The organism is Brachyspira hampsonii 30446 (genome assembly GCF_000316195.1).
Lineage (GTDB): Bacteria > Spirochaetota > Brachyspiria > Brachyspirales > Brachyspiraceae > Brachyspira > Brachyspira hampsonii_C.
On record NZ_JH994111.1, the window covers coordinates 683,330 to 707,649 of the forward strand.

16 protein-coding genes are annotated in these 24,320 nt (G+C 29.1%); 11 read left to right on the forward strand and 5 right to left on the reverse strand.

The window, feature by feature from the left end; genetic code table 11:
• Positions 1-188 precede the first annotated feature (188 nt).
• On the forward strand, positions 189-1,094 hold the full coding sequence (locus A966_RS07885) for a hypothetical protein (protein WP_008724376.1): 906 nt from the start codon (positions 189-191) through the stop codon (positions 1,092-1,094).
• A gap of 158 nt (positions 1,095-1,252) precedes the next feature.
• Positions 1,253-2,701 carry an Asp-tRNA(Asn)/Glu-tRNA(Gln) amidotransferase subunit GatA gene (gene gatA / locus A966_RS07890; protein ID WP_008724378.1) on the forward strand — a complete coding sequence of 483 codons (1,449 nt, stop codon included), beginning with the start codon at positions 1,253-1,255 and terminating at the stop codon, positions 2,699-2,701.
• Positions 2,702-2,780: 79 nt separating this feature from the next.
• Here the strand turns inward: gatA and A966_RS07895 are convergent, their stop codons facing one another.
• Together A966_RS07895 and yedE are read right to left on the reverse strand one after the other, a co-directional pair.
• Positions 2,781-3,014 carry a sulfurtransferase TusA family protein gene (locus tag A966_RS07895; RefSeq protein ID WP_008724380.1) on the reverse strand — a complete coding sequence of 78 codons (234 nt, stop codon included), beginning with the start codon at positions 3,012-3,014 and terminating at the stop codon, positions 2,781-2,783.
• Between the two features lie 255 nt (positions 3,015-3,269).
• A complete protein-coding gene (gene yedE / locus A966_RS07900) occupies positions 3,270-4,355 on the reverse strand; it encodes a YedE family putative selenium transporter (RefSeq protein WP_008724382.1) in 1,086 nt (361 codons plus the stop codon).
• A gap of 138 nt (positions 4,356-4,493) precedes the next feature.
• Here yedE and A966_RS07905 point away from each other — a divergent pair, with 138 nt between their 5' ends.
• The 5 genes from A966_RS07905 to A966_RS07925 all read left to right on the forward strand — a co-directional run bounded on the left by A966_RS07905 (position 4,494) and on the right by A966_RS07925 (position 13,162).
• Positions 4,494-5,318 (forward strand): DUF2262 domain-containing protein, encoded by an 825-nt coding sequence (locus tag A966_RS07905; protein ID WP_008724384.1) that lies wholly within the window; start codon positions 4,494-4,496, stop codon positions 5,316-5,318.
• Positions 5,319-5,488: 170 nt separating this feature from the next.
• Complete coding sequence (locus A966_RS07910) at positions 5,489-5,839, forward strand: aspartate 1-decarboxylase (protein WP_008724386.1); 351 nt, start codon at positions 5,489-5,491, stop codon at positions 5,837-5,839.
• A 20-nt stretch (positions 5,840-5,859) separates the two neighbouring features.
• Positions 5,860-10,161: an acyl-CoA dehydratase activase-related protein gene (locus A966_RS07915; RefSeq protein ID WP_008724389.1), complete on the forward strand. Its 4,302-nt coding sequence runs from the start codon at positions 5,860-5,862 to the stop codon at positions 10,159-10,161.
• A gap of 367 nt (positions 10,162-10,528) precedes the next feature.
• The gene (locus A966_RS07920; protein ID WP_008724392.1) at positions 10,529-12,535 is read left to right on the forward strand and encodes an AAA family ATPase; all 2,007 of its coding nucleotides are present in this window, start codon (positions 10,529-10,531) and stop codon (positions 12,533-12,535) included.
• Positions 12,536-12,733: 198 nt separating this feature from the next.
• The gene (locus tag A966_RS07925) at positions 12,734-13,162 is read left to right on the forward strand and encodes a rhodanese-like domain-containing protein (protein ID WP_008724395.1); all 429 of its coding nucleotides are present in this window, start codon (positions 12,734-12,736) and stop codon (positions 13,160-13,162) included.
• Positions 13,163-13,226: 64 nt separating this feature from the next.
• On the opposite strand, the gene A966_RS07930 is transcribed toward A966_RS07925, so the two are convergent.
• The gene (locus A966_RS07930; RefSeq protein WP_008724397.1) at positions 13,227-14,747 is read right to left on the reverse strand and encodes a bifunctional metallophosphatase/5'-nucleotidase; all 1,521 of its coding nucleotides are present in this window, start codon (positions 14,745-14,747) and stop codon (positions 13,227-13,229) included.
• 141 nt (positions 14,748-14,888) lie between these two features.
• Here A966_RS07930 and A966_RS07935 point away from each other — a divergent pair, with 141 nt between their 5' ends.
• The 4 genes from A966_RS07935 to A966_RS07950 all read left to right on the forward strand — a co-directional run bounded on the left by A966_RS07935 (position 14,889) and on the right by A966_RS07950 (position 21,406).
• Positions 14,889-16,277: an MATE family efflux transporter gene (locus A966_RS07935; RefSeq protein WP_008724399.1), complete on the forward strand. Its 1,389-nt coding sequence runs from the start codon at positions 14,889-14,891 to the stop codon at positions 16,275-16,277.
• A 438-nt stretch (positions 16,278-16,715) separates the two neighbouring features.
• Positions 16,716-18,077: a cache domain-containing protein gene (locus tag A966_RS07940; protein ID WP_008724402.1), complete on the forward strand. Its 1,362-nt coding sequence runs from the start codon at positions 16,716-16,718 to the stop codon at positions 18,075-18,077.
• A gap of 66 nt (positions 18,078-18,143) precedes the next feature.
• Positions 18,144-19,709 (forward strand): peptide ABC transporter substrate-binding protein, encoded by a 1,566-nt coding sequence (locus A966_RS07945; protein ID WP_008724404.1) that lies wholly within the window; start codon positions 18,144-18,146, stop codon positions 19,707-19,709.
• Positions 19,710-19,807: 98 nt separating this feature from the next.
• Positions 19,808-21,406, forward strand: a complete 1,599-nt coding sequence (locus A966_RS07950) for a peptide ABC transporter substrate-binding protein (protein WP_008724406.1) — start codon at positions 19,808-19,810, stop codon at positions 21,404-21,406.
• 64 nt (positions 21,407-21,470) lie between these two features.
• Here A966_RS07950 and A966_RS07955 read toward each other — a convergent pair whose 3' ends face one another.
• Positions 21,471-23,348 (reverse strand): PTS fructose transporter subunit IIABC, encoded by a 1,878-nt coding sequence (locus A966_RS07955; RefSeq protein WP_008724408.1) that lies wholly within the window; start codon positions 23,346-23,348, stop codon positions 21,471-21,473.
• 37 nt (positions 23,349-23,385) lie between these two features.
• The gene (gene pfkB, locus A966_RS07960; protein WP_008724410.1) at positions 23,386-24,303 is read right to left on the reverse strand and encodes a 1-phosphofructokinase; all 918 of its coding nucleotides are present in this window, start codon (positions 24,301-24,303) and stop codon (positions 23,386-23,388) included.
• Positions 24,304-24,320 lie beyond the last annotated feature (17 nt).

The window sequence follows — 24,320 nt, forward strand, 5'->3', positions numbered from 1 at the left end:
AAGAAGCGAAGTATGTATTTTAATCAAAATATAATAAATTATTTTTTAGAAAAAGTCAATATATATCACTTTATTATCAAGTTATGTTTAATAAAGTGTAAAAAAATATCCATAAGTAAACATAATGTATTTGATTTTATTATTCAATAATAGTATAATAATAAATAATAAAAATCTTGGAGAACAAAATGAGAAAATTACTAGTTATGTTTTTGTTGGTAGCTATATCAATATCAGTTCATGCATACCAAACTGTTCCTTTCATGTTTAATGATTTAGTACCTTATGGAATCACTCCTGATGAAGTTAATGAAATATTAATGGCTTCTAATTTTTCTTCAGCAGCTGCTGAGCCTGTAAGCGGTACATTTTATGTTAGTAAATATCCTGATCCTGATTTAGTATGGTATAATCCTCATACTATGAAATGGATAAATGTTAAATTTACTACTAATGATGTTTCAGAAATTTTCACAAGAGATGAAAATATTTTATATTTTAATTTCATTGTTACTAATGAATTTAAATGTATGACAGTTAGAGCTGATGCCATTAATGAAGAAGCTACTTTAGCTGGAAAAGAAACTAAATGGGCTTATAAATTCTTCTTTCATGAAGATAAATTATTTGCTGTAAGTGCTGTTTATGAAGGTGATTACACATTAGAACAGTACAAATCAAGAAATGAAGGTAAAGAATATGCTCACCCAGGTTATGTAATGTCAAGAGGTTTATTCAGCAGAACTTTAGGCGGTTTCCATATGAAATACGGCGGATTCCACAATAGCGGATATACTACTTTTGATGATTTCACTTCTATGAGATATGGTAATTATGCCAATAGTGCTGCTAATACTTCTTTAGCTGTTTATTATGCTACTTATGCCGGCAAAAGTATTAACTTTGTTGCTTCTTATGTAGATAATTTTAGAATGCAGCCTATAGCTAATAGATTCCAAAACTTATATTATGAAAATTATTTTGATTTTGCTGATGTTCCTGTAGGAATACCTCCAGAAATCAAACCTCCAAAAGATGAAAATACTGAGAACAATAATAACAATGAAACTCAAGCTACTGAAAACGCTCAGTAATTATAATTGATTTTAATAAATAGAGAGTCTGTATTTTGCAGGCTCTCTATTTTTTTATATTATAGTTTAAAAAATATATTTATTTTTTGCAAAAAAGATTCATACATGATATAATCTTTCAAATTAATAACTTTTATTAATGGGAGAGGTTTTTTATTATGGAGTTAAATGAATTGACTATAATTCAAATAAGAGAAAAATTAAAAAATAAAGAAATAGATGCTCCTACATTAGTTGATTCTATCATAAAAAAAATAGAAGAAGACAATAAAAGAGATGATAAAATATATGCATATATTGAAATTTTCAAAGAGGAAGCATTAGAACAGGCTAAAAAAGCACAGGAAAGAATCAATAACGGAGAAGATTTGCCTTTGCTTGGAGTTCCATTGGCTATTAAAGATAATTTATGTTATAAAGATCATTTGATGACAGCTTCTTCAAAGATGCTTGAAGGTTATAAAGCTCCTTATACAGCACCAACAGTTCAGAGATTAATAGATAACGGAGCTATTATTATAGGCAGAACTAATATGGACGAGTTTGCTATGGGAGGTACTACAGAAACTTCAAATTACGGAGTTACTAGAAATCCTAAAAATAGAGCTCATGTTCCAGGAGGTTCTTCAGGCGGTTCTGCTGCTGCAGTTGCTGCTAATTTTGCTTTCGGTGCTTTGGGTAGTGATACAGGAGGATCAATAAGACAGCCGGCTTCTTTCTGCGGTATAGTTGGTGTTAAGCCTACTTATGGAAGAGTTCCTAGACTAGGCTGTGTTGCTATGGCAAGCAGTTTAGACCAAGTGGGACCTTTAACTAAAGATGTTAAAGATGCTGCTTTAATGACTAAGATTATTTCAGGATTTGATCCTAAAGAATCTACTACTTTAAATATCCCTGTACCTGATTATAATTCTTATTTAGATGGAAATATTAAGGGTATGAAAATAGGACTTGCTAAAGAGTATTATGATACAGATTTAATATCTCATGATGTTAAAGAGAATGTTATGGATGCTATAGGCAAATTAAAAGATCAGGGTGCCGAAATTGTTGAGATTAGTTTGCCTAATGCTAAATATGGCTCAAGAGTTTACACAGCAGTCATGGATGTTGAGGTTGCTTCTAATATGGGAAGATATGATGGTATAAGATACGGATATCACCCTAAAGGTGATTTTAATTTAGATGAATATTATTATACTTCAAGAAGTGTAGGACTTGCTTTTGAAACTAGAGCTAGAATATTATTCGGTACTTTGATGACAGGTAAAAAATTCTTCTACAGCCATTATCAGCATGCTTTGAAAGTAAGAAAACTTATGCAGATGGATTTTGATAATGCATTCAAAAATGTTGATGTTATAATTTCTCCTACTTCTCCTGTAACTGCAGGGCTTTTAGGCACTAGGGATCAAACAGACAGTGCTTTAAGTTTCTTGGCTGACAGTTATGTTTCTAATATTAACTTGGTTGGCTTACCTGCTATGAGTGTACCTTGCGGTGCAGATAAAAACAATATGCCTATTGGTATACAATTTATTACTAAACAATTTAATGAAGTTGATATGTTTAGAATGGCTTATGCTCATGAATTGGCTAATAAATAATTTAAGTTAGTTTTGAAAATATAAGGGGGCTTTAATGCCTCCTTTTTTATTGATTTATAAGAATATTTAATGATATTAATTATTTTACTTTTGTTAGAGTAACGAGTATATCTTCATTTTCTATATGTTTGAAAGTTCCTTCATAACCGTATTTTTTGCATCCTCTGATAACACTTTCACAGCTTGAATGTCCGCTCACTAAAACTTCTATGATTGTATTTAATTCTATATTATTAATAGCAGCACATTTTGCCTGAAAAGAGGCTTGAGAACATGACATTCCTCTAGTATCTACTTTTATAGTATCGGGCATATAAAATCCTTTTAAATTAAAATAAAGATGTATAATATTTTTTTATATAAGTTTTGTTTAGAAAAATTCTTATTATAAGAATTATATTTTTATCTAAATCTTTTTTATAATTTTTGCCTCTGCCTTGTATTATCATAACTCTATTAAGTTTTAAGAATACAAAGCAGAGGCAAAGTTTATTATATTACTTCCAAAAATTTGCTTCATTATCTCTCTTTTTTTATTATTGCAGCACACGGCTGTAAAAGAGATATATCACGCAGCAGTATTTTCTTTCATTGTAAAACCAATGATTATACAAAATACTAATCCTAAAATAACAGCTCCCATTCCATAAGCAGTAGGACCAGCAGTAGAACTTGCTAAATTAAAGTTATGAGCAAATCCTGCACCAACTAACATACCTATAACGAATATAAAACTGTCCATATTTCCTTCCGCAGATTGTATAACTTGTCTTCCAGGACATCCTGCACCTAAAGTGAAAGCTAATCCTGTAAGAATCATTGATACAGTATTCCATAAAATATTTGTATGGGCTATTGGCTGATTTTCCATAGATAAATTAAATCTGCTTGTAGCTATATTAACTATAAAAGCAGCAACGATAAAAGCTATAACACCTTTAGTCATATGGAAATCTTTCATAAATATTCCATCTCTAAGTCCGCCTACAGTACAGAATCTTGATTTTTGTGCTATAAATCCTATCACTATAGAAGCTATTAATGCTATTACTATAGGAGCTTTCATACTTCCAGGGCCAGATTCAGAGAAAAATATAGGACCGCCTTCAGAAAATTTAGTTTGTTTTAGTAATAGAATTAATAGAATTATTGATATAACTAACGGCAAGAATCCTACTAACTTATTTTTATAAGCTTTTGGCTGACCTAAAGAGAAATTTTGTTTCCAAAAGAAAACTCCTATTCCTCCACCTATAATGATGCCTATTAAACCGAATATTCCGTTAATATCACCGCCTGCCACTCTAAGCAAAGTTCTCCAAGGACAGCCCAAGAAAACTAAAGCTCCTATCATAGCAAAGAAGCCTAAACAGAATCTTATAATAGGTGAACTTCCTCCCTTAGGAACAAATTCCTTAGAGAGCATTGCTGAAACTGTAGCACCAATAACAAGCCCAATTAATTCAGGTCTTATATATTGTACTGCAGCCGCTCTATGTAATCCCAAAGCTCCAGCCAAATCGCGGGTAAAACATGCTATACATATACCCATATTGGCAGGGTTTCCCATTACAGCGAGCCAAGCAGCTATAGCACCTATAACAGCACCTGCTATTATAACTCCTATAGAGCTTGTGAAAATGTTTTTATTCATTTTCAACTCCTTTAATATATTTTTTTCAATTTTATAATAAAAAATGTTTATTATCAATATATAAGTTTTTTTTTGACAATTATTGTTATTTGTTTTAAAATAAATTATTAGTTTATAATACAATTATGGATTTTAATTATGTTTTATTTGCAAAAAGAAAGTGAATTTTTAGATGAGTATAAGGATGTAGCTTTTATAATAGGGTCTCCTGAATTTTTTGGTGCTAGGGCAGAAGATGATGATAAGATAAATGTACTTATGATGTGCATTGCATATAAAGATATTGAAACAGGATATATAGAAAAAAATAAAAAAATAGTTGTAAGAATGAAAATTGATGAAAAAGAGTTGGATTATTATAAAAAGATAATTAAGAGAGAGTCTGTTGTAAAATTGAAAGTTAGATACGAAAAAGAACAGGGAGAAGAATTAGCAGAGTTTTTGCTTGCTGATATTATAGATAATAATTACAAAGATGAAGATTTAAATAAAATGCTTAGAGACTATTTAAAGCCTATTTATTATAGTGATGAGGTTCTTGGGAGTTTTTTATATAATAGAATGGTAGGTTCTTTTGATAAAGAGATTGAATGGCTTAATAATAAAAAAGTGCTTATGGCATTTGATGATTCTACTGAAAGTGATAAAAATAAAGCTGTTAATTTTTTAAGAGATATATTTTTGGATAAGGAAGAATTCGACAAAAAAATAAAGGAATACTCTGCAAGAAAGATTATAAGAGAGGGTAACAATATTTCTTCTAAAAATGGTGGAAATACTATTGATGAGGAAGTATTTATTAAGGAGTTTATGAGTAAAATTGATTTTTTAGAGATTATAGTTCATGAAAAAGATGATTATGTTAATTATAGATTGGGAAATAAGAAAGTTTTTAAAATGGATATAATTGCTGAGGGTAATCTTAGCGGAAATTTATTTAATGCTTTTATAAGTCCTTTTTAGTGAAAAATATATTTTTTACTATTACATATTAAATGTATAAAATGTATTATTGTATTATAATTAATAATAGTATATAATAACTATTATTAATAAATATCTATATTTATAATATTGACATTTTCTAATATAATCGGTAAAATATTTTTAAAAATGATTATGGATTTTTATATATGATGAGAAGTGTCATAAAATCCAAAATAAACAGACTTACAGTTACAAGGACAGATTTAAACTTTAGAGATTCAATAACTATAGATGAGGCTCTTCTTGATAAATCAGATATAATGGATGGGGAGAGGGTATCGGTTATTAATTTAAGTAATGATATTCGCTTTGAAACTGAAGTTGTTAAAGGTATAAGGGGTACAGGTATCATAGGTATAAATGGAGATAATGTCCATTATGCAAAAAAAGATGATACTATAATAGTTCTTTTCTACGGGCATATACCGGAGGAAAATATAAAGAAGCATAAAACTAAAATAATATTTGTTAATTCGTATAATATGGTACTTGAATAATAAAAATTAGGAGAGATATTATGGAAAAAATTTTCAAAGCAGGTATTGATATTGGTTCAACTACTGCAAAAATGGTTGTATATGATAATGACAACATGATATTTAAAACTTATGTTAGACATAATGCCGACATAAAAGATACATTATTGTCAATATTAGATAACTTACAGGCTATGCATGGCGATTTGAAACTTTCACTTGCTATGACAGGTACTGCAGGTATGGGGGTATGTGAAAAGACAGGTGTTAGCTTCGTACAAGAGGTAATTGCTTCTTCAACAGCTATCAGAAAGATTTATCCTTACGGAAGAACATTAATAGATATCGGAGGAGAAGATGCTAAAATTATAGTATTTGATGATAACTTCAAAGCCGATATAAGAATGAATGGTAACTGTGCAGGCGGTACGGGTGCTTTCATAGACCAAATGGCTACACTTCTTAATGTTCAGCCTTCAGAGCTTTCTACATTAGCAGAAAAATCAACTTCTATTTATCCTATGGCAAGCAGATGCGGAGTATTCGCAAAAACAGATGTACAAACTCTTATAAGCCGTGATATTCCTAAAGCTGATATTGCTAAAAGTATATTCCAAGCTGTAGCTGTTCAAACAGTTAATACTTTGGCTAAAGGTTTTGAGATTAAGCCTAAGATATTATTTACAGGCGGTCCTTTAACATTCCTTCCAGAATTAAGAAGAACTTTCTTAGCTCTTTTAGATGCTACAGAAGATGATATGTATACTGTTGATCACCCAGAATTAACAGCTGCAATAGGTGCTGCTTTCGGTGAAGCAGAAGAGCAGACTATAATAAAAGTTTCTGATTTTACTAAATTAGTTCAAAATATTTCTGCAGAGGTAAAAATAACTAATTCTAAAACAAGAGAAGCATTATTTTCAAGTCAGGAAGAATATGAACAGTGGCAGGAAGAGCATAGCAAAGATAAAGTAAGAGCTGCTGATGTTTCTACTGTTAATGGTAAAAATACATTCTTAGGTATAGACTCTGGTTCTACTACTACAAAAATCGTTATTATAGATGAAGACGGACAGGTAGTATTAAGACATTACAGAAACAATAACGGCAACCCAGTAGGTGCTGTTACTGAAGGTCTTACAGAGATAAAAAAAGAATTAGATGAAAAAAATATTAAAATAAATATAGCAAGAACTGCCGTTACAGGATACGGTGAAGACTTGATAAAAGCTGCCTTTAATATGGACGAAGGTATCGTTGAAACTATGGCACATTACAGAGGTGCTAAGGCTTTTGATAAAGATGTCAGCTTCATACTTGATATAGGCGGACAGGATATGAAGGCTATATTCATTAAAGACGGTATTATAGAAAATATTGAAATTAATGAGGCTTGTTCTTCAGGATGCGGTTCATTTATAGAAACATTTGCAAGAGGAATGGGTTATAAAGTAGCTGATTTTGCTAATATTGCCTGCGAATCCGCAAGCCCTTGTGATTTAGGAAGCCGCTGTACAGTATTTATGAATAGTAAAGTTAAGCAATCATTAAGAGAAGGTTCTTCTGTTTCTGATATTTCTGCTGGTCTTGCTAAAAGTGTTACATTAAACTGTTTCACTAAAGTATTAAAAATTACTGATACTTCTATTTTAGGAGATCATATAGTCGTTCAAGGCGGTACTTTCAAAAACTCTGCTGTTCTTCGTTCTGTAGAAAAGTTTTTAGATAAAAAAGTTATTCGTCCTGATATATCTGAGCTTATGGGTGCTTATGGATGTGCATTGCTTGCTTTGGATACTTATAATACAAAAGAAGAAGATACTACATTTGTAGGTTTGGATAATTTACAGGAAGCTAATGATTATGAAAGAAAACAGCTTACTTGTAAAGGATGTGAAAATCTTTGTACTGTTACAAGATTAAAATTTAAAGATTTAAAATCATTCTACACAGGAAATAAATGCGAAAGAATATTCTCAAATAAAGGTACAGGCGAAAAGAAATATGGTATGGATATTACTCAGAAAAAACTATCTCTTCTTTTTGACAGACCTTTAGCACCTGATTCAGATGAAATAAAAGGTACTATTGGTATACCTCGCGTACTTAATATGTATCAAAACTTCCCATTCTGGGCTACTATACTTGTAGAATGCGGATACAGAGTGCAGTTATCATCTCCTTCTAGTATGGCTATAGCTGAAAAAGGTTCTGGTACTGTTATGAGTGATAATATATGTTTCCCTGCTAAAATAGCTAACGGACATATATATGATTTGATAGAATCTAAAGTAGACAGAATATTCTATCCTTCTGTAGTTTTAGAAAAAACTGAAGATGACGGAAGTTTCAATAGTTATAACTGCCCTGTAGTAACAGGATATCCAGATGTAATAGACAGTTCTATCAGCCCATTAACTAAATACGGCATACCTTTTGATGCTCCGACAATTTCTTTCTTGAATGAAGATTTATTATATAAAGGCTGTAAAGCTTATTTTGTAAAAGTGCTTGGAATAAATAAAAAAGATTTTGACAGAGCTTTCAAAATGGCTTTAAAAGAGCAGGAGAGAATCAAAAAAGAATTAAAAGCTGAAGGCAAAAAAATAATAGAACATGCCAAAGAAACTCAGACACCTACTATACTTATAGTAAGCAGACCTTATCATATTGACCCATTAATCAACCATAAAATACCTGAAACTATTGCTTCATTCGGTATTAATGTACTTACTGAAGATGGTCTTGATATAGATGAATCTCTTGCTGATGTACAAGTATTAACTCAATGGTCTTATCCTAATAAAATGTTTAAAGCTGCTTTGTGGGCTGCTAAACAAAATGACATGAAACTTGAAGTAGTTCAAATTAATAGTTTTGGATGCGGTCCAGATGCTACTACTTCAGATGAAATAAAATCTATACTTAATGCTTATGGTAAGAGTCCTACTTTGGTAAAAGTTGATGAAATATCAAGCCCTGGAAGTATCAGATTAAGAATACGCTCTATGATAGAAAGTATGAAAATGAAAGGCGATTTCATACCTAAAGAAAAACCTGAAAGAACTATCATTAAAAGATATGAGAAAAATGATAAAAGAAAAATACTTGTTCCTAAATTCGCTCAATTCTATGACGGCATGATACAAACTCTTTTGGAAAGAAGCGGATATGAACCTATAGCTTTACCAGATCCTGATGTAGAATCTGTAGAATTAGGTTTAAGATATGCCAATCAAGATATATGTTACCCTGCTACTATTGTAGTTGGTGATATTATAAGAGCAGTTCAAAGCGGACAGTATGATCCTAATGAAATAGCTGCTGGTATTACTCAGACAGGAGGACAATGCCGTGCTAGTAACTATGCTTCTCTTATAAAAAGAGGTTTAATTAATGCTGGTTATCCAGATGTTCCAGTAGTAACTGTAGGGCTTACTGTAGCTAATGATCAGCCTGGTTTTGAAGTATCAAAAATGGATTTGATGAAAGAAGGTATTGTAGCTATGCCTTATGCTGATGCTATATCTACAATGTACTACTACACTGCAGCCCGTGAGGTTAAAAAGGGAGAGGCTTTGGCTCTTGCTAATAAATATATAGCTTTACACCCTAAAGATTTTGCTCTTAAACCTACTGATAAATTATTAAAACAAGCTGTTGCTGAGTTTAATGCTATTGAAACTAATGATTTGGATATGCCTAAAGCTGGTTTGGTAGGTGAGATTTATGTAAAATATAATAACTTTGCTAATGGCGATGTTTGCGATTGGCTTATGGCTAAAGGAGTTGAAGTAATAGTTCCGCCTGTATTTGACTTCTTTGTACAGAAAGTTATAAGCGAACAGGTAAACAAAGAAACTCATGCAAGAGAGGTATCATTCCTTGGATATTACGGCTCTAAACTTTCAGAAAAAGTTATTGATGTAAGAGTAGATTCTATTAATCAGATAATGTCTAAATTCAAAGGTTTCAGACCTGCTCATCATATTCGTCAAATAGCTGAAAATGCTGCTAAAGTTACTGCTATGACTAACCAATTCGGAGAGGCTTGGCTTTTACCTGGTGAAATAGCTACTTTCGCAGAAGAAGGTGTTAATAATGTACTTTGTTTACAGCCTTTCGGTTGTATTGCTAATCACATTATAGCACGCGGTATTGAAACTAGACTTAAAACTAGATATCCTAATTTGAATCTTCTTTATTTGGATATGGATGCTGGTGCTAGTGAAGTTAATACTATAAACCGTTTAGAGTTCTTTGTTCGTTCTGCTAAAGACAGTATGAACAGTGTTATGTCTCAAGAAAGTATAAAAGATGAAGTTGGAGCTTATGCTAAATAATTAGTATTAGTTACTTAAAATATAAAAAAGATTAATAATGAAAGGCTTACAGATTATGATAATTTGTGAGCCTTTTTTATTGTTATTTTACAGCTGTTAGTAATTAGACTTGTTTTAAAACTACTTGAAAAGGTTATATATGAAATTTTAGTAATTTATTAATTATAAAAATAATGTTTTATATATTGTATAAAATATTATTTAAGTATATAAATATGCAGCCCTTATTCTAATTTAGGCTGTACATGATGCTTAACTATAACTTCATTAGTATGCAGATGAGACTTACTTAGTATGCAGTTAAATGGTGGCATCTTAAAATAAGTGTATAAGAATAATAAATAGATAAAAGCAAAGGATAAAACTTATGAAGAGATATTTAACAATAAAAAATTTCAGAAACATTAATCCTATAATAGTGAGCAAAGAGGCATCAGACAAAGAAAAAGAAAATGAAGTAAAATACGGCAGATTATATATTAACGGCGATGTAGAGCAGGGGGCATTAATAAGTATTATAGGAGCCAATGGCACTGGGAAAAGTAATATACTTTCAGCTATAGAAAAAGCATTTAAAGGGGGTATAGATGATAAAATAGATAACCCTAAAATAGAAGGTTTTATAGGATGCAAGCCTGAGTTAGAAATATTTATTGAATCAGACAGCGGTCTTATATATAAAGGTAAGTGTGAAGCTATAGAGATAAAAAAAGAAGGCTATGGTGATGAATATAAATATAAACTTGTATGGGAATTAGAAGAAAATAAAATTAATACTGATATTATATTAATTAAAGATTATTTATTAAAGATAACAGATTATATATTTAGAAGAGAAATGAACATAGATGAAAAGAATAATAAAAAAAATATAGATGAAGAGAATATAATTTATGATATTTATAAGAATAATTATGAACTTGATAATAAATCAAAAAAAGAATACACTTATGAAGATATATTAGATTATACCGTATCAAAAATAATGGATATAATTTATAAGTACAAAGAAAATGAAAATATAGATAAATTAAAATTATTAGTGAGCTTGCTTGATAAAACATTTTATATAGAAAATGAAACTTCTAAATATTATGAGTTTGATTTTAATGAAGATTTAATTGATAAAAATTATTTTGAAAAATTATTGTGTATATTAAAAGAAATTGAATGTAAAGATATAAATATATATGTTCATAGAGAAAATATAAAAGACAGTGAGCTTACAATAAAATGTTATGGAACTAGAATAGATAATATTATATATAAATCTAATTTTCTGCGTTCATTATTCAAAGCCTCTGATAATATGGATATGTATAATAATTTAATAGAAAACTATACTGATATATTATTGGATGTTGCTTTTACAAAGCAGACAGAAAGCGAGATAAATAAGCTTTTTGACAGCACTGTATCAAAGAAATTCAATGAGCTTTATAAATCAGATAATGAATATAAATTTAAAATAGCATTAGAGGAGCGTACTATAAAAATATATTTTGAAACTAAAAACGGACTTACAAATTTAGAAAATGAATCTGAAGGCTTTAATTGGTTTTTTAGTTTATTCTTCAATACAATAAATCCTAATGAATTAAAAAAAGGCGATATAATAATAATTGATGAACCAGAACAGCATTTATCAGTACCTTTAATTAAAGAGCTAAGAAAATTTTTAAAAGAGTTTGCAAAAGAGAATGGAATTACTATAATAACATCCACTCAAATACCTTATTTTGCTGATATTAATTATTTAGATGAGTTAAAAATAGTAGAACCTAAACAAGACGGCATTGGGGTAAAAATAGAAAATGACTTCTCTGCCACTTACGGAAAAGTAGATACATTAGAAAAAATTATCAATGCATTTGGAGTTAAGCATATAGATATTATGAGAGATACTAAAATAGTATATGTTGAAGGTATTACAGATTATAATTATATTACAGCTTTCAAATTATTAATGGAGTATATAGAAAACAAAGAAATAAATACAGCTTTTATGCCTATTAATGGGGTGGGAAGACCTAATGATGAAAGACAAAAAAATGATATAATAGATTCTTTATTTAAACTTTCTAGTAATCCAATTTTATTAATTGACAGTGATATTTCGGCAGATCAATTTACAGAATTAGCAGAAGGAACAAGTTTGAAAATAACTCAGCTTAAAGATATTAATCCAAATTTCATTACAATAGAAGATTTATTTGATGATAAAGATAAACGAACTTATAAAATATATGAAAATCATAAAGATGCTTTGCTTTCTGCTTTGTTCAAAAATAATATAATAGACTATTATGAAAAAAATATGATATCTCAGTTAACTATTGATAATTTCTTTAAGGTTATTAGAGAAATAGATTAGTTAAAAATTATACTAAAAAATAATAGGTATTATATAGTATTTTGATATATGATTCATTAAAGTATTTAAATTTAGAATATAAGTACAAAAAAAAATAAAATTTTCTCAAAAAATAATAAAAAATTAATATTTTAGGGAACTTTCATATATTAAATTCGTCTAATTAGTAAATTAAATATACTAATAGGGAGTAGACCTATGAAAAGGAATCTTTTTATTATCATCGCATTATTATTAACAGCAGTAGTATGTAATGCACAAACTGCACAAACTAATGAAGTTTCATACGAGCTTGACAATGTAAAAGTTGTTAATAAAAATGGCTTAGCCATTAATGATTTTATATCATTATGGAAATCTGATCCTAATATAATATTAGTTGATGTCAGAACACCTCAAGAAATTAAAGAAACAGGAACTATAAAAAATGCTGTCAATATTGATTATAGGGCTGAAGGCTACAGCAAAAAACTTTTATCATTGGATAAAAATAAAAAATATATGTTCTACTGCAAAACAGGAGGACGCTCTGGAAAGACAGTGCAGTATTTGATTGATAATGGATTTAAAAATGTTAACTATCTTAAAGAGGCAGGATATATAGAATTTTCATCTGCTTTGAAATAATTATATTTATTAAGTACATAAAATATAAGGGACTGTTATTACAGCCCCTTTTTTATATAAAAAATCATTTAAATATTATACGCGCTGTATTATCAATGGCACTCTCTGGAACATTCTTATATTCTTTTAGAGTTTTTATTATTAAATCTCTTATATCAAGTCCTGTATGTATGGTATTTTCACCGTACTGAAATAAAGGTTTGCCGCTTTCATCAATATATTTTTCTCCTCCATTAAATATATAATCGGCAACAGCGACTACATATTTTTCATTGTCATTTATACTTTTTCCTTTTATATATGATTCTAAAAGTTTTCCATTACTGTCGAAATTAATAATGCAGTCTTTTGAAACCTGTAAAAATGCTCCTTCTCCTTTTCTCGAAGCTGATAATTCTAATATATTTTTTAAATCTTTTCCATTTAAAGTTGTGAGTATTATCAAATTATCGAATGGGAAAAACTCATACATATTTCCTAATGTAACTTTTCCGCTTGGAAGTTTTCCTCGTAGAGAACCTGAATTTATTAATGCTATATCAATACCTTCCTGAGATGAAGCAGCTATATCAGAAACAAAATTTCCTAAAGCAGTAGATTTATTTCTAACATTTTCATCAGTTAATTCATAAGGAAGTTTTGCTATTTCAATATTAAACTCTTTATCTACCTCAATCTGCATTTGATTTATTTTAGCCAATATATTTTCATCTTCTTTTATATTTTCATCTAATCTATTGAGTTTATATTCAGGATAAGCATATTTTCCATTTTTGAATATTACATCAATAGTTCCAATATACTCTCCATATTCCCCCGTCTGAACTATTGTGGTATTTCCTATAACAACAGGAGCATCTAATAGAGTATGAGTATGTCCTCCTATTATTATATTAAATGTATTTGGTATTTCCTGAGCTATTTTTTTATCAGTATCGAATCCTGCATGACTTAATAGAATTGTTATATCATTTGTAGTATTTAATGGTATTTCTGCTAAGAGATTTTTTATAGAGGTAACTTCATCTTCTATATCTATATAATCAAGCCCCTGAATTATATTCATTTTTTCACTTTGCAAAACTCCTACTATTGCAGTATGTATACCGTTAATATTTGTTACTATATATGGAAGAACATAATTTTCGCCTGTTGCTTTTACTTTAACATTACATGCTATTGTTGGGAAATTTCTATTACTTATAATATTATTTAATTGTTCTATTCCAAAATCAAATTCATGATTTCCCAAAGTTGATACATTAAAGCCCATATCATTCATAAGTTCTGCTTCGTCCATACCTTGATATACAATAGAAAATACGCTTCCTGCAATTGTATCGCCGGCATGCATTACTATAACATTTTTATTTTCTTTTTTTACATTATCAATAAAAGTTTTTCTTCTAGCGGCACCTGCATATCTGTTTGTAGAGCCGTCTTCTTTTGATATAGTAATAAATTCCTTATTTTTTGAATGTGTGTCATTTACATGTACTATTGTAAGAACTTTTTGATTATTTACATCATTAGAACATGATAAAATTAAAAAAATAGAAATAATTAATACATATAAGTTTTTCATTTTAGTATCCTAGCATATAATAGTTTAATGATATAATATTAACTTTTAAAGTCAATAATTTAAAGTTTGACTAAAACATAAATAGGTTTATTATATATCATAAAATATAAACTATATTAAAAAATAATAGATGAGATAATTATGAGTAATGAAGCAGTATTAGATAATAATAATTCAAAATCAAATGATCTTGCAAATAAGCCTGTAGGAAAATTGCTTTTTCAATTAGCACTTCCAGCAATAGCCGCACAAATAATAAATGTACTTTATAATGTTGTAGACAGAATGTATATAGGGCATATTCCTAATATTGGGGCAATGGCTTTAACAGGGGTAGGAGTTACAATGCCTGTTATAATGGCGGTTTCGGCATTTGCATATCTTATCAGCATGGGCGGTTCTCCTAGAGCTTCTATTATGATGGGAAGGCAGGATTATAATAAAGCTGAAGAAATAGTTGGAAACTGTGCTATGACATTAATTATCATTTCAGTAACTTTAACTATAATATTATTATTATTTTCAAGGCCTCTTCTTATGATTTTCGGAGCAAGTGAAAATACTATTATATATGCATTAAGATATTTAAGAATATATTCAATAGGCACAATATTCGTTCAATTAGCTTTAGGACTCAATGCTTTTATCACTGCTCAGGGAAAAGCAAAAACAAGTATGTTTACAGTTTTGATAGGTGCTTTAACTAATATAATATTGGATCCTATATTTATATTTGTATTTAATATGGATGTAAGAGGTGCTGCACTTGCCACTATTATATCGCAGGCTATATCATGTATATGGATACTTTCTTTTATGACTTCAAATAGAAGCATATTAAAATTGAAATTAAAAAATTTAAAAATATCTCCTAATATAATACTTCCATGTTTAGCTTTAGGTTTTTCACCGTTTATAATGCAGTTTACAGAAAGTATTTTATTTGTATCTTTTAATACATCGCTTTTGAAATACGGAGGAGATTTAGCCGTTGGTGCCATGACTATACTAAGCAGCATTATGCAGTTTTCTTTTCTTCCTATAATGGGACTTACTCAAGGAGCTCAGCCTATTATAAGTTATAATTACGGAGCAAATAATTTAAATAGGGTAAAATCTGCTTTTAAGATACTCTTAATAAGCTGTATTTCTTTTTCTTTTTTAATGTGGTTTATATCTGAATTTTTTCCTTATGTTTTCGTGAGGATATTTACAAGTAATGAAGAATTAATAAATTATGCTGTTTGGGCTTTAAAAATATATATGGCAGCTTCATTAATATTCGGAGCACAAACCGCATGTCAGCAGACATTTGTTGCTTTAGGAAATGCTAAAATATCTGCATTCTTAGCTATATTAAGAAAGGTAATATTATTAATACCTCTTATATTTATATTACCGATATTTTTTGAAAATAAAGTAATGGCGGTACTTCTTGCAGAACCTATAGCTGATTTTTTAGCTGTTTGTACAACTGTAACATTGTTTACAATTTCTTTTAAAAAATTACTTAAAAATAGTTCTATATAGTAATATTAGACTTGTTTCAAAACTACTTGACAATATTAATTATAAAAATTATTTAATTTTCAAATTACAGAGAAGATATTTTATATGTTGTACAAATTGTTATTTTAGTATATAAATATGCAGTCTTTCGCCACAGGCGTACTTCGTATGCTTCTCGCCGCAGGCGGGCTGTGCCTGTGCCACACCGAAGGCGGACAGGCGTCACAAAAGAAGTGGGGGTGTGGCACGACTGTGTACTTCGTAGGGCTAGTCCCCACAAATTATAAATAAAATTACTTTTGAAACAAGTCTAATATTATGAATGAGAATTATAACATTTTTAAATAATGTAAATGAAATTTAAAAATATATTTTATAAAAGTAAAAGTAATTGCAAAAAATAACAAAATATTTTACACTATATTGGAAAATATTATTTTATTTAAGTATCATAAGATTATGAATAGCAGAAATAATTTAAATATTAAAATAAGTTTATTTATTATAATACCTATAATAGTTATAATAATGATATGCTGTATTATAACTATTATGTATACATATAATATTTCTAGAGATATGTCATTATCTGCAATAGATCAAATATCTGAAGTTAAATTGCTGAATATGAAAGATGTCGTCAATAGTGAATTAAATTTCATTAGAAGTATAAAAATTGTGTCAGAAGAATTATACAGCAGCAGCATAAGAAATAGAAAGATATATGAAAAATTTATGGATAAATTTGCTAAAAATATCAGTGAAAATGCTGAAGCAGTTTTTTTACTTTTTCTTCCGAATGCAATTGATGATGATAATATATATAGAAATGACAGCTTGTATAAAAATATAAACGGACAATTTGGAATATATATCGGCAAAGATAAAGACGGAAATATATCAAGACTTGATGCTGAAAATTTAGAATTAAAATCATCATTTATAGAAAATGCAATAGAAAAAAATGAAATGTACATAACTCCGATATATACTGTTCAGATGCAAAATAAGTATAAGCAGATTCAAACTTATATAATGCCTATATATTCTAATGATGATAAAATTATAGGTATAATTGGTTTGGATATGAGTTCTGCTAGTATGAATTTTTATAAAGAAAATGATATATCTATTACTTTATTTGATGAGAATGGAAATATTATTTATTGCAACACTGATGTTGAAATTATAGGAGAAAATTTTACTAATTTATATCATCCGTATAATAATTATAATGTAATGGATATTGTAAATTCTAATGAAAGTTTAATAATAGAAAAATACAATTTCAAAAATTTAAATAGATATTTTTATATTGTAAAGCCTATAGAGTTATTTGATAATGTTCATTGGGGTATTGAGGTGGCAGTGCCGTCGGCTATGGTATTAAAAAATAATAGTAAAATGTTTATAATGATAGGAATTATGATTTCTGTGATGATTATTTTAATAATTATTATAATACCTAATATTATAAATAGAAAAGTAATACCTGTAATAAATTTTATTAATAAGAACAAATATAAAATGAAATCATATAATATAGATTTAAATAATTCTGTAAATAATATAAAATCGGATAAAATTACAGATATGAATGCTGATAATAATAACACTATAGAATATTTAAATAGTATTATTAATGTATTGAAAGATAATCAGTATAAGATATCTAATAATTCCAAGTTAGAAGTTTCAAATGATGATAAGTCAAATAATAATTATAAATTTGTAAATTGTATTTCTGATAACTATAAATCCATTGCAGATGAATCTGAAGAGTTAAAGAATATAATAGAGTATTTTAAACTAATAAAATAATATTATTTGACATTAAATGTTATAGAGTATATACTTAATTGAAGTAAAATGCATTTGGATAATAAAATGTTAACAAAATATTATATTCTTATAATTATTCTGATGTCTGTAATTATATCATGTACAAAAATAGAAGAAAGCATTACCGACAGTCCTCCTTCAGGGAAGTATTTTTCATTGCTGATAAATATAGGTCAGGAACCATATACTATGGATCCTAGTAAAAATGTAACATCAGATACTTTAATATATTTAAATCATATATTTGAAGGATTGGTTGGTAAGGATAAAGACGGTAAAGTAATACCTGCTGCCGCTGAAAGTTGGAATGTAAGTGCTGACGGACTTGTGTACACATTTCATTTAAGAAAAGATGCTTATTGGTCTGACGGCAATCCGGTTTTAGCAAAAGATTTTGTTTATTCTTTTAGAAGGCTATTTGATCCTAATACAAAAAGCAAATTCGCATATCAATATAGTTTTATAAATAATTCTAAAGATGTACTTAGCGGTGAAATAGAAACAAAATATTTGGGTGTTGAAGCTATAGATGATTATACATTAGAGATAATATTAGATATGCCTTTAGCTTATTTTATTGAAATTTTATCATACCCTACATTTTATCCTTTAAGAGAAGATATAATAAAACTTCATGGAGATAATTGGACAGAAAAACCTGAAACTTTTATAGGAAATGGAGCATTTAAAGTTGTAGAGAGAAAAATAGATAATAATATTATAATGGAAAAAAATGAATTTTATTGGAATAATAAAGAAGTTATACCAAGCAGGCTAGAGTTTATATTAAAAAATGATCCTCAATACTCTTTGAACTCTGTAAAGAATGGTTCGCTTCATTTTTCAAGAAACTTTCCAATAGAGAATATAGCATCATTGCAAAGATCTGGATATATATACGATGTGCCTAGAATAGGAACATATTTTTATTTTATAAATAATACAAATAGAGTATTATCTGATGTAAATGTGAGAAAAGCATTATCTCTTGTAATTGATAGAAATTATATAGTTGAAAATATCACTAGAAATGGTGAAAAACCTGCAGCAGCTTTTGTACCTTACGGCATACCTGGATTTTTTGGAGATTTTAGAAAAAATGGCGGCGATTATATAGATATAAGTAAAGGAAGTTATGAGAATAATGTTAAAGAAGCAAAGAGACTTATGATCCTTGCCGGATATCCTAATGGTAATGATTTTCCTGTTATGACATTAAAAACCACTTATGGTATACATAGAGATATATTTGAGGCTATACAAAAAATGTGGAAGGAAAACTTAGGTATTGATGTAAATATAGAAGAGTTAGAGTTATCTGATTTATTTACTCAAAGATTTGATAAAAATTTTGAAATAGCAAGCGGAACTTGGAATGGAGATTTTAATGATCCTATAAATTTTCTTTCGGTATTTTTAAGCACATCGCCTAATAATAATAGTGTTTACAATAATACAAGATATGATGATCTTATAAAAACAGCAGCATTAATTACAGATTCATCTCATAGAATGATGACTATGCATAAAGCTGAAGAATTATTAATTAATGATATGGCAATAATACCTATATATTTTTCTAATGAACCATATTGGTATCGCCAAAATTAAAAGGCGTTTTGTATGATTCTATGGGACAGCATAGTTTTGCTATGGCATATTTAGAAGATTAATTTTAATTTAAAATAAAATGTTAGGAGTTAATATTAATGAAAAAAATATTTATTTTATTTATGATTTTTATATCATTTATTATGTCCTGCTCTAATAATAAATCAGAAGACGGCATATCTATATTTATTAATACAGGACCGGAACCCAATACTATAGATCCTAGTATTAATGTAACTTCAGATGCCGTATTCTATTTGATGCATACATTTGAGGGATTAATAGAAAAAGATATGAATGGGAAATTAGTTCCGGGTGTAGCAGAGAGCTGGGAAATAAGTGATGACGGACTTACTTATACATTCAAACTTAGAACTAATTCTAAATGGACAGACGGCAAATCAGTTGTTGCTGATGATTTTGTTTATTCTTGGCAAAGAGTTGTTGATCCTGCTACAGGAAGTCAGTACGGATATCAGCATGAACCTGTAAAAAATGCCAAAGCTATAACAGCCGGAGAGATGCCTAAAGAAAGTTTGGGTATAAAAGCAATAGATGATTATACTTTAGAAGTAACTTTAGAAGCTCCTACTGCTTATTTCTTAGAGCTTTTAACTTTTCCTACATTTTATCCGCTTAGAAAAGATATTATAGAACAGTACGGAGATGAATGGACTTTAAATGCTGATACTTATATAGGAAATGGTGCTTTTAAACTCGTAGAAAGAAACAGAGATGAAAGTCTTGTAATGGTAAAAAATACTAATTATTGGAATATAGAAGATATAGTTCCTGATAAAATAACATTTGTACTTATGGAAAATGAAACTGCTTCAGTTGCAGGTGTTAAAGCAGGTTCTTTGCATTTTGCAAGATCTTTCCCAAGACAGGATATACAGACACTTCAAAAAGAAGGACTTATAGTAATAGAGCCTAGAATATCATCATATTATTATTGTTTAAATTTAACTAATGATATATTAAAAGATGTAAGAGTAAGAAGAGCATTATCTCTTGCCATTGACAGAAATTATATAGTAGAACAGGTTACAAGAGGAGGGGAGAAGCCTGCAGGTGCTTTAGTTCCTTTTGGAATATCAGACTATGAAGGAGATTTCAGAGAAAATGGAGGAGAATATATTGATGTAACTAAAGAAGGATATGCCAAAAATGTTGAGGAAGCTAAAAAATTAATGGCTGAAGCAGGATATCCTAATGGGGCAGGTTTTCCTGTTATGGAGTTTAAGGCAGATCCCGGTATACATGTAAAAATATTTGAAGCTGTTCAGCAGATGTGGAAAGAAAATTTAGGAATTGATGTTACATTAACTCAGGAAGAATGGGCAGTATTTTTGCAAACTAGATATGATAGAAATATTACAATGGCAAGAGGAGGCTGGAATGGCGATTTTGATGATCCTGTAAACTTTATGAGTTTATGCTTAAGTTATTCACCTAATAATTACAGTGTTTATAGTAATAAGGCTTATGATGATATAATAAGTCAGGTTATGCTTTCAGGAGATCAGAAATTCAGAATGGAGACTATGCATAAAGCAGAAGAAATGCTTATGAAAGAAGAGGCTATAATACCTATATATTATTATACAGAGCCTTTGCTTGTATCTCCTAAACTTAAAGGTGTTTATTATGATCCTCTAGGATTTCATAAATTCCATCATTGTTATTTAGAATAGTTTGAAATGTTATCGGCTGTATCCTTATTAAATAAGAATACAGCCTTTTTTAAGAAGATATATGTTAATTTTCTGATGGTTTCTTAATAAATCCAAGTATAAAAGCAGTTATAACAGAACCTATTACTATAGCAAGCAAATATAGAAGCGGATTATTAACTATAGGAAGAACAAATATTCCGCCATGAGGAGCTCTTAATTGTATACGAAAAGCCATAGTTAAAGCTCCGGCAATAGCAGCACCAATCATACAAGAAGGAATAACTCTTATAGGATCTGATGCGGCAAATGGTATAGCTCCTTCAGTAATGAATGAAAGTCCCATAACATAGCAAGTTTTACCTGCATCTTTTTCATCAGCAGTGAATTTATTTCTAAATATTGTAGTAGCTAATGCTATACCCAAAGGCGGAACCATACCCCCAGCCATAACAGCAGCATGAGGAGCATAATCGCCAGATGCTATCATTGCTATGCCAAATGTGAATGCCGCTTTATTTATAGGTCCTCCCATATCAGTGGACATCATAGCACCAAGTATAGCACCTAATAATATTAAGTTTCCGGTACCCATATTCTTTAAGAAATTAGAAAGTCCTGAGTTTATTGCAGCTATTGGATCAACTATGAATAAATACATTATAGCACCTGTGAAAAATATTCCAAATAACGGATATAGTAAAACGGGTTTAATTCCGTCCAAACTTTCAGGCAATTTAGAAAATACTTTTTTTAGTAAAAGAGTAATATATCCGCCCAAAAATCCGCCTATAAGTCCGCCTAAAAATCCGCCGCCGCTGTTTAATGATATAAGCCCCCCAACCATAGCAGGAGCAAATCCAGGTCTGTCGGCAATACTCATACCTATAAATGCCGCCATTACAGGAACCATTAGGAAGAATGCATTTCCTCCTCCTATATCATTTAAAAGTTTCGCAAATGCATTATATGAAGGATCATTAGGATTGCTTGAGTTAATACCAAACATAAATGAAAATGCTATAAGTATACCTCCGCCTACAACAAAAGGAAGCATATTTGATACACCAGACATTAAATGCTTGTATACTCCTGTTTTAGGCTTTTTAGCAAATTTGTTTGAAGAAGAACCATCAGAATTAATTTGATATATAGGTGCTGTTTGATTTAAGGCATTTTGTATTAATCTTTCAGGATCTTTTATAGCTTCTTTAACGCCCACTATATCAACATTCTTTCCAGCAAATCTATCCATAGCAACATTTTTATCTGCTGCTACTATTATACCTTTGGCATTTTTTATTTCATCTTTTGTAAGCTCATTTTTTACACCGCTTGATCCATTAGTTTCTACTTTTATAGTAATTCCAAGTTCTTTACCTTTTTTAAGCAGAGCATCGGCTGCCATATAAGTATGTGCTATACCTGTAGGACATGCTGTTACGGCAAGTACCTGATATGAATCATTATTATTATTATTTTCCTGATTTAAAGAGGAATTCTCATTATCATTTTCAGCATTTTTTACTAATATATCAAATACTTCTTCTTTAGTTTTTGCATTTAATAATGCCTCTCTAATATCATCTTCAAGAAGCATAGTTGTTATTTTTGATAATAACTCTATATGAGAGTCATTAGAGTTCTCAGGAGCTGCTATCATAAAAAATAAATGAGAAGGCTCGCCATCTAATGATTCATAATCAACACCTTGTTTAGAAATGCCTATAGCAACTGTCGGAATTTTTACAGCCTTAGTTTTACCATGCGGTATTGCTATGCCCTCTTCCATACCTGTAGAGCTTTGAGATTCTCTTTTTAATATCTCTTTTTTATACTCTTCTTTGTCATTTAATCTTCCATTCTTATAGAGAATATCAACCATTTCATCTATAATTTCTAATTTTGTTTTTCCCTTTAGATCTACATCAATACAATCTAAAGTTATGACATCTTTTAGCATTTTTAGCCTCCATTTTTTATTTATAGCATTTATAATATTAATTAATTTTTTTTATTTCTGTATTCTCTAAAAATTTCTTCATACTATCAAATGTAGTTAAACCTTCAGAACAAGCTGTAGAACTTCCGCTTGCTATAGCATATTTATAAGAATCAATTATATTCAAATTATTGCTTAATCCATAAACTATACCAGCAACCATAGAATCCCCAGCTCCAACAGAACTTATTAATTTTCCGTCTGGAGCATTTCCTAAATATGCTTCATCTTTTGTTACTAAAACAGATCCCTCTTTTCCTAGAGATACTATTACATTCTCACTTCCTTCTTTTATTAATTCTCTTGCATACTTTATAATATCTTCTGTAGTTTCTATTTGTTTATTGAAATATTCGCTTAATTCTTTTTTATTTGGCTTTGTTAAAAATACTCCTTCTTTTAATCCAAATTTGAAAGCCTCATCTCTTGCATCTAGTATTACTTTTATATTTTTATTTGATATTGATATAATATCTTTATATATGCTGTTTTCTATTGAGTTAGGAACGCTTCCAGATAATACTAGTATATCATTTTCTTTTATACTATTTTTTATATAATCTAAAAGCTCATTAACTTTTTCTTTTGAAATATTAGGTGATTTTCCTGCTATTTCACTTTCTGTTTTATTTGTTTTTAATTTTATATTGATTCTTGTATCTTCTTCTAAGTATATAAAATTCTCTTTAATGCCATATTCTTTAATATGCTTTTTTATATAATCTCCTGTGAATCCTCCGCAAAAACCTAAAGCAATGGAATCAATATTGAAATTTTTTAAAACTTTGGAAACATTTATTCCCTTTCCTCCAGCCAATGTATAGGCATTATTAACTTTGTTTAATTCTCCCTCTTCAAAGTTATCCATGCCTATATAATAATCTACAGCTGGGTTTAATGTTAAAGTATATATCATAAATAATCCCTCACTTT